The sequence below is a fragment of the Pseudomonas sp. Tul2A7 genome, from assembly GCF_054790505.1.
The window spans coordinates 1,088,797-1,104,669 of the sequence record NZ_CP186499.1 but is presented as its reverse complement, the minus strand read 5'-3'; the positions used below and the strand labels follow the sequence as shown (position 1 = coordinate 1,104,669).

At 57.7% G+C, this 15,873-nt stretch carries 12 protein-coding genes; 4 read left to right on the top strand and 8 right to left on the bottom strand.

All coding sequences use genetic code 11. The features are described 5' to 3' along the window. Positions 1 to 36: 36 nt before the first annotated feature. Positions 37 to 2,355: a TonB-dependent receptor gene (locus tag ACOYXJ_RS05185; RefSeq protein ID WP_460368249.1), complete on the bottom strand. Its 2,319-nt coding sequence runs from the start codon at positions 2,353 to 2,355 to the stop codon at positions 37 to 39. A gap of 207 nt (positions 2,356 to 2,562) precedes the next feature. On the opposite strand from ACOYXJ_RS05185, the gene ACOYXJ_RS05180 reads away from it, so the two are divergent. Then, positions 2,563 to 3,243, top strand: a complete 681-nt coding sequence (locus ACOYXJ_RS05180) for a Fe2+-dependent dioxygenase (RefSeq protein WP_460368247.1) — start codon at positions 2,563 to 2,565, stop codon at positions 3,241 to 3,243. Then, complete coding sequence (locus ACOYXJ_RS05175; protein WP_460368245.1) at positions 3,240 to 4,016, top strand: tetratricopeptide repeat protein; 777 nt, start codon at positions 3,240 to 3,242, stop codon at positions 4,014 to 4,016. Before ACOYXJ_RS05180 ends, ACOYXJ_RS05175 begins: the two co-directional genes overlap by 4 nt. A gap of 17 nt (positions 4,017 to 4,033) precedes the next feature. On the opposite strand, the gene ACOYXJ_RS05170 is transcribed toward ACOYXJ_RS05175, so the two are convergent. The 7 genes from ACOYXJ_RS05170 to ACOYXJ_RS05140 all read right to left on the bottom strand — a co-directional run bounded on the left by ACOYXJ_RS05170 (position 4,034) and on the right by ACOYXJ_RS05140 (position 11,534). Next, positions 4,034 to 5,035 (bottom strand): alpha-xenorhabdolysin family binary toxin subunit B, encoded by a 1,002-nt coding sequence (locus ACOYXJ_RS05170; protein ID WP_460368243.1) that lies wholly within the window; start codon positions 5,033 to 5,035, stop codon positions 4,034 to 4,036. 32 nt (positions 5,036 to 5,067) lie between these two features. Next, entirely contained in the window at positions 5,068 to 6,123 is a 1,056-nt protein-coding gene (locus tag ACOYXJ_RS05165) for an alpha-xenorhabdolysin family binary toxin subunit A (protein ID WP_460368241.1), read from the bottom strand. 160 nt (positions 6,124 to 6,283) lie between these two features. After that, positions 6,284 to 7,447 carry a type III PLP-dependent enzyme gene (locus ACOYXJ_RS05160; protein ID WP_460368239.1) on the bottom strand — a complete coding sequence of 388 codons (1,164 nt, stop codon included), beginning with the start codon at positions 7,445 to 7,447 and terminating at the stop codon, positions 6,284 to 6,286. A 650-nt stretch (positions 7,448 to 8,097) separates the two neighbouring features. After that, a complete protein-coding gene (locus ACOYXJ_RS05155) occupies positions 8,098 to 9,255 on the bottom strand; it encodes an osmoprotectant ABC transporter ATP-binding protein OsmV (protein ID WP_034154441.1) in 1,158 nt (385 codons plus the stop codon). Then, a complete protein-coding gene (locus ACOYXJ_RS05150; protein WP_007915307.1) occupies positions 9,252 to 9,905 on the bottom strand; it encodes an ABC transporter permease in 654 nt (217 codons plus the stop codon). Before ACOYXJ_RS05150 ends, ACOYXJ_RS05155 begins: the two co-directional genes overlap by 4 nt. A gap of 12 nt (positions 9,906 to 9,917) precedes the next feature. Continuing rightward, entirely contained in the window at positions 9,918 to 10,823 is a 906-nt protein-coding gene (locus ACOYXJ_RS05145; protein ID WP_460368236.1) for a glycine betaine ABC transporter substrate-binding protein, read from the bottom strand. A 21-nt stretch (positions 10,824 to 10,844) separates the two neighbouring features. Continuing rightward, positions 10,845 to 11,534 (bottom strand): ABC transporter permease, encoded by a 690-nt coding sequence (locus ACOYXJ_RS05140; RefSeq protein ID WP_169844036.1) that lies wholly within the window; start codon positions 11,532 to 11,534, stop codon positions 10,845 to 10,847. A 358-nt stretch (positions 11,535 to 11,892) separates the two neighbouring features. On the opposite strand from ACOYXJ_RS05140, the gene ACOYXJ_RS05135 reads away from it, so the two are divergent. Next, entirely contained in the window at positions 11,893 to 13,476 is a 1,584-nt protein-coding gene (locus tag ACOYXJ_RS05135) for a peptide chain release factor 3 (RefSeq protein WP_077571077.1), read from the top strand. 1,098 nt (positions 13,477 to 14,574) lie between these two features. Continuing rightward, positions 14,575 to 15,768: an MFS transporter gene (locus tag ACOYXJ_RS05130; RefSeq protein ID WP_460368234.1), complete on the top strand. Its 1,194-nt coding sequence runs from the start codon at positions 14,575 to 14,577 to the stop codon at positions 15,766 to 15,768. The last annotated feature ends 105 nt before the right edge of the window (positions 15,769 to 15,873 follow it).

The window sequence follows — 15,873 nt, the reverse complement described above, 5'->3', positions numbered from 1 at the left end:
TCGCGAGCAGGCTCGCTCCCACATTGATTACATCGGTCAGAAGTGGAAGTTGGTGCTCAACAATGCCGTACGGCCCGCCGCCTGATTGGCGAAGTGGGTCGAGAAGGCTTTGTCGTAATAGGTTTCGTTGGTCAGGTTCTGCACATTGAGTTGCAGGTCGACGTTCTTGGTGAGCTTGTACGCGGCCATCGCGTCGTAGCGAACATACGAGTCAACCATGGTGGTGTTAGCCACGCTGCCGTACACGTCGTCGACGTAGAACGCACCGCCGCCGATGGTCAGCTTCGGCGTGACCTGGTAAGTGGTCCACAGGCTGGCGCTGTTTTTCGGCGTGTTAGGCAGTTCGTTGCCGTCGTTGGCCTTGCCCATCGGGCCGCCGTCGACTTGTTCGCTGTCCATGAACGCGTATCCGGCGAACACTTGCCACTTGTCGGTGATCTTGCCGCTGGCCGACAGCTCGACACCTTGCACGCGGGTCTTGCCGGCGTTTTCGTACGAGGTGGTGTCGACTTGCACACGAGCGTTTTCTTTCTCGGTGCGGAAGATGTCAGCGGTCAGCGACAAGCGATCATTGAGCAGATCCCACTTGGTACCGATTTCGTAGTTCTTGGTGGTTTCCGGCTCCATGTCGCTGCTCAGCAGGTTGCCGCTGCGATCCGGCGTGCCGCCCAACGGGTTGCCTTCCTGACCTTCGCCCAGGGTGTTGCCCGGCGGCGTGGCTGAGGTGGCGTAGGAGGCGTAGATGCTGCCGTTTTCCGCAGGCTTGTAGACGACGCCGAACTGACCGGTAACGAACTCGCTGGTGTCATCGCCCTTGGACGTGGTGGTGCCAGCGGCGTTGTAGGTCTTGTAGTCGGTGTCGAAGTGGTCGTAACGAAGCCCCATGTTCACCAGCCACTGCTCGTTCAGCTCCAGCGTATCGAACACATACAGCGCGTAGGTGTTGGCCTGGGTATCGGTGCCGGCGTAGTTGCGCGAGATTGCGCCGTTCCACGGGTCGTTCGGGTTCGGGTTCGACAGCGAGGTGCAGTTGTAGTTACTCGACGCGCCGATCATCGACGGGGTGCAGTTAGTGCTGGAGTTGCCCGGTGTGCGCGGCGTGGTGTCGGTGTTGACGTTATACGAAGACTTCTGGCTTTCCTCACGGGTGTACTCGACGCCGGTGGAGAAGCTGTTCTTGAAGCCGGCGACGTAGAAATTGCCGAACAGGTCAGTCTGGTTGGTGGTGGTTTCGGTGTTGCTCACCCGCGTATTGGCACGACGCCAGAGGCTGCCATTGTTGACGTTGCCCTTGCTGTCGTCCGGCTGGGTCAGGATGTAATCCTGCATGCTGGTGCCGTGGCGCAGGGTGTTCTTGATCGTCAGCGAGTCGCTCAGGTCGTGCTCGATGGCGAAGGTCGCGGTGTCGGTGCGGCCCTTGCGGAAGTCGCGATCCAGACCGTAGAAGTTGCTGTGATCGCCACCGGCGTACGGCTTGTCCGGGTTGGACTTGGTACGTGCAGCCGAACCGCCGGCAGGAATGGTGTACGGCACGCCCGAATCCGGGGTGTCGTTGCTTTCGAGATGGTAGTAGTCGAGGTTGACGCGGGTGTCGGTACCCAGGCCAAACGCCAGAGAAGGCGCGATACCCCAGCGGTCGTAATCGACCTTGTCGCGACCGGCGACATTGCTCTCGTGGCTCATCAGGTTCAGACGGCCAGCAGCGGTGTCGCTGAACTGGTAGTTGCCGTCGAGGGTGTAACGCTGGGTCTGGTCGGAGCCCCAAGTGAAACCACCGTCGAACGAGTTGCCCAAGTGCGCTTTCTTGCTCACCAGGTTGATGCTGCCGCCCGCTGCGCCGCGACCGCCAATGGCGGAGTTCGGGCCCTTGCTGACTTCGATGTTTTCCACAGCGAAAATCTCGCGGCTCTGCGAACCGGTGTCGCGCACGCCGTCGAGGTAAGTGTCGCCCTGGGCGTCGAAACCACGAATGAACGGGCGATCGCCCTGTGGGTTGCCGCCTTCACCGGCGCCGAAGGTGATGCCCGGCACGGTGCGCAGCGCGTCCTGCATGTTCAGGGCGCCGGTGTCTTTGAGGACTTGTTGCGGAATCACGGTGACCGAGCGCGGCGTGTCGACCAGCGGCGCGGTGTACTTGGGCGAGGAGGCTTTTTCCACCTGGTAGGACGTCGAGTCCTGCGCTTCGCCAGTGATGGCGGTGGCGTCCAGGGCGATGGCATTGCCGGCGGCTTTGCTGTCGGTTTTTTCCGCAGCGAAGACCATCTGGCCAGCGGTGCCGGCGGTGATTGCCATACCGATGGCAGAGGCGAGCAGACGTGGTGAACTGACCGGTAATTGTGCGTGTTGACGTGCCATTTTTATTCCCCTCCCCAAGGATTTGAGGCGGCGGAATATAGGGTAAACAGGTATTCGTATCAATTGCGAAACATTGTTATTCGCACTGAATTTACATTCTTTACAATTTAGCCTTACGGTTTTTGCCAGTTCATTCGTCCACCGGGTTTTACACAGTCAATAAGAATCAATACCATTGCCGCCTCTTTGCCATCAGGTGACATCGCCATGCTGCTGCACATCCCCGGACTGTTCGCGAAAGACGAAGTGCAGCGTATCCGCGAGGCACTGGAGCAGGCCGATTGGGCCGATGGCAAGATCACCGCGGGCTTTCAGTCAGCCAAGGCCAAACACAATCTGCAGTTGCCCGAAGGCCATCCGCTGGCCAAGGAAATCGGCGCGGCGATGCTGGAACGGTTGTGGCAAAACCCACGGTTCATGTCCGCCGCGCTGCCGCACAAAGTCTTCCCGCCGTTGGTGAATTGTTATACGGCCGGTGGCAGTTTCGATTTTCACATCGACAACGCGGTACGCCAGCCCAAGGGCAGCATCGAGCGGGTGCGCACCGATCTGTCGGCGACGCTGTTCTTCAGCGAGCCTGAGGATTACGACGGCGGCGAACTGGAAATCCACGACACCTACGGCACGCAGCGGGTGAAGTTGCCGGCCGGCGACATGGTCTTGTACCCCGGCACCAGTTTGCACAAGGTCAACGCGGTTACGCGGGGTACTCGCTATGCATCATTCTTCTGGACGCAAAGTCTGGTGCGCGAAGACAGTCAGCGCGCGTTGTTGTTCGAGATGGACGACGCGATTCAGCAACTCACGCAGGACATGCCAGATCACCCATCGCTGATCCGCCTCACCGGCACGTATCACAACCTGCTGCGGCGATGGGTCGAGGTATGAGTTTTCAACTGCGTCGCGAGGAAATCCTCAGCGGCGAACAACTCAGTGCCATGCTCGGCGAAAGTCCGGCCCGTGCCGCGCAAGCGATTTTGCTGGCGGCGGGCGAGGGCGAAGTCGAAGCGCAGGCGTTGCTCGGGCAGATCTTGCTGGATGGCCAGGGCATCGAGCGGGATCACCCGCTGGCGCTGCGCTGGTTCGGCATCGCCGCGGGGCGCGGGCATTTGATGGCGCGCAACATGCTCGGGCGTTGTCATGAGCATGGTTGGGGCGTTACTGCGGATGCGTCGGTTGCTGCGCAGCATTATCGGATCGCAGCGGAGGCCGGGCTCGATTGGGCGATGTACAACCTCGCCAATCTGCTGGCGACCGGGCGCGGTGTGGCGACGGATCGTCTGCAGGCGCTGGCGTTGTATCGGCGCGCGGCTGAATTGGGTCATGCGAAATCGATGAATCTGCTGGGGCGGTATCTGGAAGAAGGGCAGGTGTGCCCGGCGGATCCGTTAGCGGCGCGCGATTGGTATCGGCGTTCGGCCGAGGGTGGGGATTTTCGTGGGCAGTTCAGTTTTGCTGCGGTGTTGGCGGGTGAGGGGCGGATCGAAGAAGCTCTCAATTGGTTGGGTGAAGCAATGAGCAAAGGCAACCTGGCTTTTCTTCGTGTCAGCAGTGAGTCGCTGCTTGCCTCCCCGCATCCGGATATCCGCAGCATGGCTCAGGCCTATCGTCAGAGGATGACTTTACTGGAGGCCCGGACCGTTGCCCCTCATCTGCAATGAGGGGCAACGGATGGCGATCAACCGCGTAGCCAGCGTCCCTGAAGCTTGTTCATATACCTGAGCAGTGCCTGGCTGTTTTTGAGCATGAGTTCGCCGCGTGCCAGGATGTCATCGCGAGACGTATACATGACCGTATCGAGAAAGGCATACAGCGCGTCGATCAGTTTGTTGGTTTCACTGACGTAAACCTGTCGGTGGGGAATGACTTTTTGCGTGTCATTCAATTGCCGGGTTCTGTTGTCGTTTTCACGCAACTGGCTTGTCAGAGACGACACGCGTTCCTCACGCTGCGAGATGCGGTTCTGAATGACGTCCCGGGCTTTGGTCAGGCTCTGGTATTTGATCAGCTCGTTGGCCTCGTCCAGAAATTTGTTGGCAACAATGATGCCGGCCTCCATCGCGGCGCTTTGCGGCGTTGATGCGTCTTTGCCAAGCAAAGTCTTCAATTGATCCAGCAGTGGTTTCAGGCGGTCGATAATTGTCAGCTTCTCGAACTCCTTGATCGCGTTGTTCAGCACGAGCAAATCAGCATTCATTTGGACGATGGGCGCTTGCTCGGTGATGAGTTGCTGCTCCAGAACGACTCTGGCGTCGGCAAGTTCCGCGAGCCGGAAACGATTGTTGCTGATGCTTGCGCTCTGGACGTTGTAAACGCCGTCTTCGAGTTTTTCGTGCAATTGCGAAATCTGGTCAGTGCACAGGTCAATCAGTTGGCTGGAGATTGTCGAGTAGACCTTGATGGCTTCCTTGGTCTGGGTGTCTGTTTGACGTGCCATCAACGCTGTCAGGGCTTGCAGGTTCTCGCGCAGATCATCGGTTTCCAGTGCGATGATCGCGCTGGTTATGGCGTTGGCGGCCAGTTGATCCGCGTGGCCAACGGCTGCGTTGAGGCCAAGCAACTCGTTGCCCAAAGCTTTGATGTACAAATTGGCGGAGCCCACAATCGCTTGATATCGGATGGCTTCACGACTGTCGTGAACTGTGGCTAGATCGGGGAGTTGGTAACTCGCAAGTGTCATAAGAATTTCCTTTTCGTTGTTTTTTATATGAGTCAGTTGAATGCGGCGATCAGTGCATTCGAATTGGTTTGAATGGTTTTCCAGTTTTTCAAGACAACACGCAAACTCGAAACGAAGCTTCTGAGCGTGAGGAAGTCATGCATGCCCATTACTTTGTTTTTTGAAGAGTTGATATATTCGGAAATAGACACCCAGACTGTTTCAAGTTGCGAAGTGCTCTGAATGGCGCCGTCCACATAGATTAAAAGACTGTCAAGGTCAGTGTGCAACTGCAGAAGAGTACCGGCGAGAATGTCTTTTTGTTTAACCTGCTCCACCAGTTGGTCCCGTTGCTCGCGCAACGGGGCAATATTTTTAATCTCGAATAATTCCAGCGTTTGATAAACACCCCTCGGGTATGGACTTATAAAGGCCAGAAAGTGCTCGAAGAAATTGGGTTCGGCCTCTCGGATCTTCTCATCGAGGCGCGCTTGAGCTTTATCAATGGCCAGGTTCAAATCGGTGATCTGCCGATTGATCTCGTTATTGTTCGCCAGTTTCATCTTGCTGCCGATGCCTGGAGCGACGATATTGTTGAGTTCGGCCTTGAAGTACTGCAGGCGCAGTATCACGTCTTGACTATTGAGCTTCTTCTCATCGATGGAATCGGCGATAAACACCAGCGATTCCTGAATGGAGCCAAATCGGTTTTTCTCCGTCTTGCCTATTTCCAATGGCGGCAGACTGTTTATTTCATCCTCGGTGAGCGTGCTGATGGTGCCGAGATAATTCAAGTAGCCGGGCATGGTTGTGATGGCGTCGATGATTTCCTGGCCAAAGTTTTCCAGGTCCTCCGAGAAGGCTGCCAGGCTGCCACCGACGCGCTTCATGGCGTATTCGATATCACCCCATGAATTGGCGTTGTTGATGACCTTATGGTTCAGTTCGACAATATCAAATGGTTCAAGCCCGACAATGCCGGTATTTTTTGCCTGTAACTGCTTTTCAATATCCGCGATCGAGCGCGGCAGTGATTGCGCGGTAGCGATGTAGTCCTTGATTTTCTTTATATCGTTCTTTGTGATTGATTTAGTTGAACTCGTTTGCACTTTTTAATCCTTTGCAAGTGATATTGAGTTCGTAGGTTAGAGTTGTTTTATGTGCGAGGTATATGTTTTCTATGTAACTTGTTGTTGGCGTGTAGTTGCGGTGTCAATATCTAAATAAAAAACCCGTGCCTGGGCACGGGTTTTTTGGAGTTGCCAGTTATTATACGTAATATGACTTCAAGGGCGGGAAGCCATTGAACTCAACCGCGCTATAACTGGTGGTGTAAGCACCCGTCGATAACCAGTACAACCGATCACCGATCGCCAGGTTCAGTGGCAGACCGTACTTGTAGTTCTCGTACATGATGTCGGCGCTGTCGCAAGTCGGGCCAGCGATGACGACTTCTTCCATCTCGCCTTTCTTCTCGGTCCAGATCGGGAACTTGATCGCTTCGTCCATGGTTTCGATCAGCCCGGAGAACTTGCCCACATCGGTATAAACCCAACGTTCAACAGCGGTGCGCGACTTGCGTGCAACCAGCACCACTTCGCTGACCAGAATACCGGCGTTGGCGATCAGCGAACGGCCCGGCTCGAGAATGATTTCCGGCAGCTCATCACCGAAGTCTTCCTTCAGGAAACGGATGATTTCTTCGGCGTAGGTTTCCAGGCTGTTGGTGCGGGTGATGTAGTTGGCCGGGAAGCCACCGCCCATGTTGATCAGCTTCAGGTGAATGCCGTCTTCTTCTTTCAGACGCTCGAAGATCACTTTGACCTTGGCAATCGCTGCGTCCCAGACGCTGATGTCGCGCTGTTGCGAACCGACGTGGAAGGAGATGCCGTAAGGCACCAGACCGAGGTCGCGAGCGAGGATCAGCAGGTCCATGGCCATGTCGGTCTGGCAGCCGAATTTGCGCGACAGTGGCCAGTCAGCCGTGGTCGAGCCCTCGGTGAGGATGCGCACATAGACTTTCGAACCCGGTGCAGCCTTGGCGATATTGCGCAGGTCAGCTTCGGAGTCGGTGGAGAACAGACGCACGCCCTTCTCGTAGAAGTAGCGGATGTCCTTGGATTTCTTGATGGTGTTGCCGTAGCTGATACGGTCGGCGCTGACGCCGCGATCCATCACCTTGTCCAGCTCGTAGATCGAGGCGATGTCGAAGCTCGAACCTTTCTCTTTGAGCAGGTCGATGATCTCGACGGCCGGGTTGGCCTTGACCGCGTAGTAGACCTTGGCGAATTCGAAACCGGCGCGCAGGTCATCGTAGGCCTGAGCGATCATCGCGGTGTCGATCACCACGAACGGGGTTTCCTGTTTGTCGGCGAACGCCTTCATTTTGTCGAATGTAGCGCGCGCGAAATAGTCTTCGACCTGGATCGACATGCTGGGAGCTCCTATGGGCAAACAAGTAAAAACAATGGGTGAAAATGAACGTCCTCCGTATCCCCACTTTGGTTCGCCTACTTCCCAAGGCATGTCGCCGAAAGCAAAAAGGCCATGGGAGGTGCAGCTTTCCCTTGGCCTTGCTGTCTCGTCGTCAGTACTTGAGCCGGATGGATCGTTTCCAGCATGGACGTTCGGCGCGAACTTTAGGGCGTGAGGGGCGTGAGATCAACTAAAAATGTCGCGTTTTTGCACGCTTCTGACGTGCGTCGCGTTCATTACTCTTTGTAGCCGACCGAGATGACGGGCAGATGTTCCCCGCGAATTTTTCAGTGTTAAAAATACCTGCACGTTCGCGGATTTTGTCGGCGAAGTCGTGGGTAAGTCTGATGGGCGCAACTTCGGCGACGTTGGCCGCGAGAGGAGGGGTTAGGGGGATTTTGGTTGTTTGGAAGGCTGTCCAGAGCATGCTGCCTGGTTCTCAGGTGTTGAGTTTCTTTTCCGCCTTGTGAATGACTTGGTAACACCCCCGGTCCTGTAGGAGTGAGCCTGCTCGCGATGACTTTTTTTCAGCCGACATCTTCATTGACTGATATTGCGCTATCGCGAGCAGGCTCACTCCTACAGGGTTTTGTGTTTTTACCGGTTAATCAGGCGACTACCGCTTCAGCCGGCGAGACGATACTCGTCTTCATCCCGCGCGAACGCCCCGAACTCAGATAAGCCGCAATCGACTCCTGCGTGACCTCGCCAAGGAACACCCGCTCGGCATCCATCACCGGCAGCCACGAACGATTGAACTCGTACATGCGCGACAGCAGGATGCGCAAATGCTCGTCGTACGCCGCCGTGGCATTGAACTCACGCAGGAACTGCGCGCAAGTGCCAGTCTGACGGTGCAAATCGCGACGACGCACATAGCCCAGTGCCTTGTTCTCGGCGCAGGTGACCACCACGTAGCGACGGTCATGTTCGTCCATCAACTCCAGCGCATCGGCCACCGGGGTTTCCGGGCTCACCGACGGTGCGTTGTCCGCCGCATCTTCCGCTTTGACCAACAACAGGCGCTTGAGCGTGCTGTCCTGGCCGACGAAATTGCTGACAAAGTCGTCCGCCGGGTGCGCGAGCAGCGTGTCCGGATGGTCAATCTGCAGCAGTTTGCCGGCGCGGAAGATCGCGATCTTGTCGCCGAGTTTGATCGCTTCGTCGATGTCGTGGCTGACCATGATCACGGTCTTGTTCAGCGCGCGCTGCATTTCGAAGAATTCGTTCTGAATCATCTCGCGGTTGATCGGGTCGACCGCACCGAACGGCTCATCCATCAACAACAGTGGTGCATCTGCTGCCAGTGCGCGGATCACGCCGATGCGCTGTTGCTGGCCGCCGGACAGTTCGCGCGGGTAGCGATGCAGATACTGCTTGGGCTCCAGCTTGATCATGCTCATCAATTCGCGGGCGCGGTCGTGGCATTTCTGTTTGTCCCAGCCGAGCAGTTTCGGCACGACGACGATGTTCTCTTCGATGGTCATGTTCGGGAACAGACCGATCTGCTGGATCACGTAACCGATGTTGCGACGCAGCGTTACTTCGTCGAGATCGGTGGTGTCTTCACCGTTGATGAGGATCTTGCCCGAGGTCGGTTTGATCAGGCGATTGATCATCTTCAGCGTGGTGCTTTTGCCGCAGCCCGATGGCCCGAGGAACACACAGATTTCGCCTTCATTGACGGTCAGGCTCACCGAGTCCACGGCTTTGACATCTTTGCCGTTGCTTTGGAAAGTTTTGCTGAGGTTTTGAAGTTCGATCATTTGAGCAGTCCTTTTGGAGTCAACGAGCGTTGCAGCCATTGGAGAAACAGGTCAGCGAAAATGGCCAGAAGACTGACCAGCAGTGCGCCGACGATCAGCATCGACATGTCACTGCGGCTGATGGAAGCGAGGATCAACACACCGAGGCCACCGGCGCCGATGGTCGCGGCGATGGTCATCACGCCGATGTTCATCACCACGGCGGTGCGCACGCCAGCGAGGATCACCGGCACGGCGATCGGCAGCTCGACCATGCGCAGGCGCTGGCCGAAGGTCATGCCGATACCGCGTGCGGCTTCACGGATGCCCGGTTCCACGCCGGTGAGGGCGAGGTAGGTGTTGCGCATGATCGGCAGCAATGAATAGAGAAATACTGCGGTGATCGCTGGCATCGGCCCGAGGCCCTGGCCGAACTTGGAGTAGAACGGCAGCAGCAGGCCGAACAGGGCAATCGACGGCACGGTCAGCAGCACCGTGGCGCTGGCTTGCAATGGACCGGCGAGAGTCGGAAACCGCGTCATCAGAATGCCCAACGGCACGCCAACGACAATCGCCAGGGTCACGGCGATGCCGACCAGGGTGATGTGCTGCCAGGTCAGGTGCATCACCTGCTGCCAGTCGAGGTGGGAAAAGGCGTTCAGAAATTCCATGACTTTTCCTCCTTAGTTAAGTGGGTGCTGGCGCAGGAAATCGGCGGCCACTTTCGAAGGGCTTTCGTGATCGACGTCGACTCGCGCGTTGAGCTGGCGCATGGTTTCGTCGTCGAACAGTTCGGCCAGTGGCTTGAGTTGCTCGGCCAGTTTCGGGTTGGCGTCCAGTGTTGCCTGACGCACCACCGGTGCGGCGGTGTAGTCGGGGAAGTAGTGCTTGTCGTCTTCCAGCAGTTTCAGGCCGAAGGCGTTCAAGCGACCGTCGGTGGTGTAGACCAGACCGGCAAACACCTGACCGTTGCGCAATGCCGTGTAAACCAGCCCGGCATCCATCTGGCGGATGTTCTTGCGGGTCAGGTTCATGCCGTAGAGATCGACCATGCCGATCAGACCGTCGGAGCGATTGGCGAACTCGGTGTCCAGCGCCACCAGGTGATTGGTCTTGGCCTCGGCGCGCAGCACTTCGTTCAACTGGCTGATGTTGTTGATCTGCGGATATTCCTCAGCGACCTTTTTCGGCAGCGCGAGGGCGTAGGTGTTGCTGAATTTCGACGGCGTCAGCCAGATCAGGCCTTTTTTTGCGTCGAGTTCTTTTACCCGGGCGTAGGACTGCGCGCTGTCGAGTTTTTCCGTGACATGGTTGTAGGCCACCAGTGACACGCCGGTGTATTCCCAGAGCATGTCCAGTTGCCCGCTTTCGTGTGCGCTGCGGGCGAGGTTGCTGCCCAGACCACCGGTGATCTGCGCGTCGTAGCCTTTGCTGCGCAGGTATTGCGCGGTGATTTCCGCGAGCAAGGTCTGCTCGGTAAACACCCGCGCGCCGAGGCGGATCACTGGTTTGTCGGCGGCTTGCGCGATGCCTGCGAACAGCAGGATGCAGCCTGCTATCAATCCCAAAGACGAGCTAAAACGTTTCATAAATATTCCTTCGCAAAAGCCTTAAGACGGGCGCAAACCGCGTTCCAGCCAGAGACGGCTGGCGAGGGTGACGACGCCATCGAGCAGCAAGGCCAGCAGCGCGGTGCACGCGGCGCCGAGCAGCAGTTGCGGCTGATTGTTCAGGGCGATGCCAGGGAAGATCAGGCTGCCGAGGCTGTTGGCGCCGATCAGGAAGGCCAGTGGCGCGGTGCCGACGTTGATCGCCAAAGCCACGCGCACACCACCGACGATGATCGGCACGGCGTTGGGCAGTTCGACTTTCCACAACACCTGGCGCGGGGTCATACCGATGCCGACGGCCGCTTCTTTCAGTGAGCCCTGGACATTTTTCAGGCCTTCATAGGTGTTGCGCACAATCGGCAACAGGGAGGCGAGGAATAAAGCGAAGATCGCCGGGCCACTGCCGATGCCGAGGACGCCCAGGGCGATCGCAAGCACGGCCAGCGGGGGCACGGTGTTACCGATATTGAAGATCTGCATGAAGCGTTCAGCGCGTCCGACCATGGTCGGGCGACTGAGGAAGATGCCGGCGGGGATGCCCACGACAAGGGCGGCCAGCATTGAAGCGAGGACGAGAATCAGATGAGCTTGCAGGTAAAACAACAAATCGTCGCGGTAGTGTTCGATCGTGTTGATGCCGATCCAGTGGACCAGCAGGGCCAGGAGCGCGATCACCACCGCACCTCCCATCAGCCCTTTGCCATAGCGGATAGCCACAGGCGGACTCCTTTTTTTGTAGTCGGCGAACGCCCTCCCGTGTGGCATGCCATACATGGCTGCCGGGAATAAACGTTCGCGAGAAGCAGCTCCCTCAGCACCGGCAAAAAGCGGTCTGAAAGCGAGCCATGAGCGCAGCCTCGTCAGGCTAACTTGCTGATTTTTCAGCCCCTGACGAAAATTCGTAACAGGGGATGGACGTCTCCGTGCTTTAAAAGGTTCCCATCTGCGGCAGCATTTGGCCACCCTTAATGTGCTCAACGGTTCGGTTATTGCATCGAGTTGGGCTATAATCGCGGCCCTTTTTTGAATCACCGCCAGGCGATTTCCCATGACCAACCAGGCCGCCGAAGTCGCGAAACGCCGCACTTTCGCCATTATTTCCCACCCCGATGCCGGTAAAACCACGATCACCGAAAAGCTCCTGTTGATGGGCAAGGCGATTGCAGTGGCCGGTACGGTGAAATCCCGTAAATCCGATCGCCATGCGACATCCGACTGGATGGAGATGGAGAAACAACGGGGTATTTCCATTACCACGTCGGTCATGCAGTTCCCGTATCGCGAACACATGATCAACCTGCTCGACACCCCGGGCCACGAAGACTTCTCCGAAGATACCTACCGCACTCTGACGGCGGTGGACTCGGCATTGATGGTTCTCGACGGCGGTAAAGGTGTCGAGCCGCGTACGATTGCGCTGATGGACGTCTGCCGTCTGCGTGACACGCCGATCGTCAGCTTCATCAACAAACTCGACCGTGACATCCGCGACCCGATCGAACTGCTCGACGAGATCGAAGCCGTGCTGAAGATCAAGGCTGCGCCGATCACCTGGCCGATCGGTTGCTACCGCGACTTCAAGGGCGTGTATCACCTGGCCGACGACTACATCATTGTCTACACCGCCGGTCACGGTCACGAACGCACCGAAACCAAGATCATCGAGAAGCTCGATTCCGACGAAGCCCGCGCGCATCTGGGCGACGAGTACGAGCGCTTCATCGAGCAGTTGGAACTGGTTCAAGGCGCCTGCCACGAATTCAACCAGCAGGAATTCCTCGACGGTCAACTGACCCCGGTGTTCTTCGGTACGGCACTGGGCAACTTCGGTGTTGACCACGTTCTCGATGCTGTTGTTGATTGGGCGCCGCGTCCGCTGGCCCGTGTGGCCAACGAGCGTACCGTCGAGCCGGTGGAAGAGAAGTTCTCGGGCTTCATCTTCAAGATCCAGGCGAACATGGACCCGAAGCACCGCGACCGCATTGCCTTCATGCGCATTTGCTCCGGCAAGTACGAGAAAGGCATGAAGATGCGCCACGTGCGTACCGGCAAGGACGTGCGCATCGGCGACGCCCTGACGTTCTTCTCCTCCGAGCGTGAGCAGCTTGAAGAAGCCTTTGCCGGCGACATCATCGGTCTGCACAACCACGGCACCATTCAGATCGGCGACACCTTCAGTGAAGGTGAAGCCCTGGGCTTTACCGGTATTCCGCACTTTGCCCCGGAGCTGTTCCGTCGTGTGCGTCTGCGCGATCCGCTGAAGTCCAAGCAGTTGCGTCAGGGTCTGCAACAGTTAGCCGAAGAGGGCGCGACGCAGGTGTTTTTCCCGGAGCGCAGCAACGACATCATTCTGGGCGCCGTGGGTGTACTGCAGTTCGATGTGGTCGCTAGTCGCTTGAAAGAGGAATACAAGGTTGAGTGCTCGTATGAGCCGATTACCGTGTACTCCGCGCGCTGGATCGAATGCAGCGACAAGAAGAAGCTTGAGGAGTTTTCCAACAAGGCTGTGGAGAACCTGGCGGTCGATGGCGGTGGTCACCTGACTTACCTCGCTCCGACGCGGGTTAACCTGGCGTTGATGGAAGAGCGTTGGCCGGATGTGAAATTCCGGGCGACGCGTGAGCATCACTAAGCGCTGAGCTGTTTTGTCCAAAGCCCTCGATGTGAAAGCATCGGGGGCTTTTTGCTTTGGTCTTGGCGGCCTGTGGGCCGACCAGGTTCTTGGGGTTTTGGGTGAATATCCGTTGCTACGGGTGTTGCTGCTGGCGGTTTCGCTCTTACAGCGAGTCCCTTTGGCAAACGCCCCAAAGGAACCAAAGGTCTGCGCCCTGACGTTCGGCCCACTCGCTGAGGCTCGGGGTTCCTTCGCTCCGGGATCGATCCGGGGGCATCGCTTCCGGTTTGCTTCGCTGCACCTCCTTTCGATGTGTTCGACTTCGTCGAACGGCGCTGCGCGCCTACCCCCGGATCAATCCCTCCACTCAGCCTGCCGACGGGCTCCAAGATCAAAAGCAGGCGAGCTGACACTCGGCCTATTGAGTGGTTAAGGGCCAAGCGGTGTTCGGCTATTGGTTTGTGTTGGGGCTGCCCCTCATCGGAACGCCGCCCGCCCAGCCCTCTCCCGAGGGAGAGGGAGCCGATTTGTGGGCCTTTCAAAACCTGAGTTCGGTTCGGTATTTCACGTCGGCGTACTTCTCCCAAACACTTCGGTCAGTCCCCTCTCCCTCCGGGAGAGGGTTAGGGTGAGGGGGCTTTTGATCTGATTCAGAATCTGAGTTCGGTTCGGTATTTCACGTCGGCGTACATCTCCCAAGCACCTCGGTCAGTCCCCTCTCCCTCCGGGAGAGGGCTAGGGTGAGGGGCTTTTGATCTGATTCAGAATCTGAGTTCGACTCGGTATTTTACGTCGGCGTACTTCTCCCAAACACCTAGGTCAGTCCCCTCTCCCTACGGGAGAGGGTTAGGGTGAGGGGCTTTTGATCTGATTCAGAATCTGAGTTCGACTCGGTATTTCACGTCGGCGTACTTCTCCCAAACACCTCGGTCAGTCCCCTCTCCCTCCGGGAGAGGGTTAGGGTGAGGGGCTTTTGATCTTCGGCATGGTTTTATCGCGCGCAACGGCTGTAGGACGACTCGGTTTTTCGTGATCTCGATGTTCTTGAACGCGACAACCTGCCTGCTGACCGTTAGTGTTCCAGCTCCCCGCACGTCGCTTTGAGAGGTCAATGGAATGACGAGTCGACTGACTCACCTGCTGCGCCTCGGCAGCTATTTCGGCGTAATGGCCTGGGTGCTCGCGGCGCTGTTGTTCATCAATCGCCTGAGCAGCATGGTCAAGCTGTTCATGGCGCTGTATCTGCGTCAGGAATTGGGGTTGGCGATCGAGACGGTTGGCTGGTTGCTCTCGGCCTATGGCGCGGGTTTGCTGGTCGGGTCGATGCTCGGTGGCTGGCTCAGTGATCACGTGCGCACGGCGCGTCTGACGGCGGCGTTGTTTTTTGTTTCGGTGTGGGTGCTGATCCTGCTGGGACTGGTCACGCAGGTGCCGTTGCTCGCTGGATTGTTGTTGCTTAGCGGGACGATTGATGGGGCCATCCGCACCTTGCACCAGCGGCTGATCATGGAATATTGCGAAGTCGCTCAACGTTCGCGTGCGCAGGCCTTGAGCCGGGTGGCGCGCAACCTCGGCATGGCGGCCGCTGGCGTGGCGGGCGGGGTGTTGGCGCAGACCGATTTTCGCTGGGTGTTTTTCGGCAGCGCGGCGATGACGTTGCTGGCGTTACTGTGGTTTGTTCGCACGACCTGGCAGCGGCCGGTGCTGATCAACGACGAGCCATCCACGACCGGCGCCGGCGGAGCGGGTGTGCCCTATCGCGACAAACCATTCCTCTGGTTGCTGGCGGCGACGGCCGTGCTTGGCATCGCGTTCGACACGGTCTACAGCACGCTGGGCAACTATCTGCGTGATTACTATCAATTGAGCACCGAGGCCATCGGTTGGCAGTTCGGGCTCAATGCGTTGCTGGTGATCGCCCTGCAGATTCCGCTGTCGCACTGGGGCGAGCGTTGGGGCACGCGGCGGCAAATGCTCGCGGGGAGTTTGCTGCTGGCGTGCGGACTGGGCATGTTGCCGTTCGGTTCCGGGCTGGCGTTCGTCTGTCTGTCGACGCTGATCTGGACCTTGGGTGAGGCGTTGTTCATGCCGCCGCTGAATGTGCTGGCGATGCAGTTTGCGCAGAGTGGCAAAAGCGGTCAGTACTTTGGCCTGTTCTTTATGAGCTGGAGTGCCAGCGCATTGTTGTCGCCGGTGCTCAGCGGTCAGTTGTATGGTCAGTTTGGCGGCCATAGTGTCTGGCTGGCCAGCACGGTGTTGGTGCTGATGTCGATTCCCTTGACGTGGCAAGCCACTCGCCCGCTTAGCTGATCCGGCAATAGACGTTATTCGAAACCCGTCTGTCTGCGAAGGGCATTTCTGCCCGCTCCTTAGCGTCCTATCTGGTGAACCCGATGGATCGGAACTAGATTTCAC

Coding starts and splice junctions, on each gene's coding strand:
- ACOYXJ_RS05185 (WP_460368249.1), bottom strand. CDS start 2,355: ATGGCACGTCAACACGCACAATTACCGGTCAGTTCACCACGTCTGCTC.
- ACOYXJ_RS05180 (WP_460368247.1), top strand. CDS start 2,563: ATGCTGCTGCACATCCCCGGACTGTTCGCGAAAGACGAAGTGCAGCGT.
- ACOYXJ_RS05175 (WP_460368245.1), top strand. CDS start 3,240: ATGAGTTTTCAACTGCGTCGCGAGGAAATCCTCAGCGGCGAACAACTC.
- ACOYXJ_RS05170 (WP_460368243.1), bottom strand. CDS start 5,035: ATGACACTTGCGAGTTACCAACTCCCCGATCTAGCCACAGTTCACGAC.
- ACOYXJ_RS05160 (WP_460368239.1), bottom strand. CDS start 7,447: ATGTCGATCCAGGTCGAAGACTATTTCGCGCGCGCTACATTCGACAAA.
- ACOYXJ_RS05155 (WP_034154441.1), bottom strand. CDS start 9,255: ATGATCGAACTTCAAAACCTCAGCAAAACTTTCCAAAGCAACGGCAAA.
- ACOYXJ_RS05150 (WP_007915307.1), bottom strand. CDS start 9,905: ATGGAATTTCTGAACGCCTTTTCCCACCTCGACTGGCAGCAGGTGATG.
- ACOYXJ_RS05145 (WP_460368236.1), bottom strand. CDS start 10,823: ATGAAACGTTTTAGCTCGTCTTTGGGATTGATAGCAGGCTGCATCCTG.
- ACOYXJ_RS05140 (WP_169844036.1), bottom strand. CDS start 11,534: ATGGGAGGTGCGGTGGTGATCGCGCTCCTGGCCCTGCTGGTCCACTGG.
- ACOYXJ_RS05135 (WP_077571077.1), top strand. CDS start 11,893: ATGACCAACCAGGCCGCCGAAGTCGCGAAACGCCGCACTTTCGCCATT.
- ACOYXJ_RS05130 (WP_460368234.1), top strand. CDS start 14,575: ATGACGAGTCGACTGACTCACCTGCTGCGCCTCGGCAGCTATTTCGGC.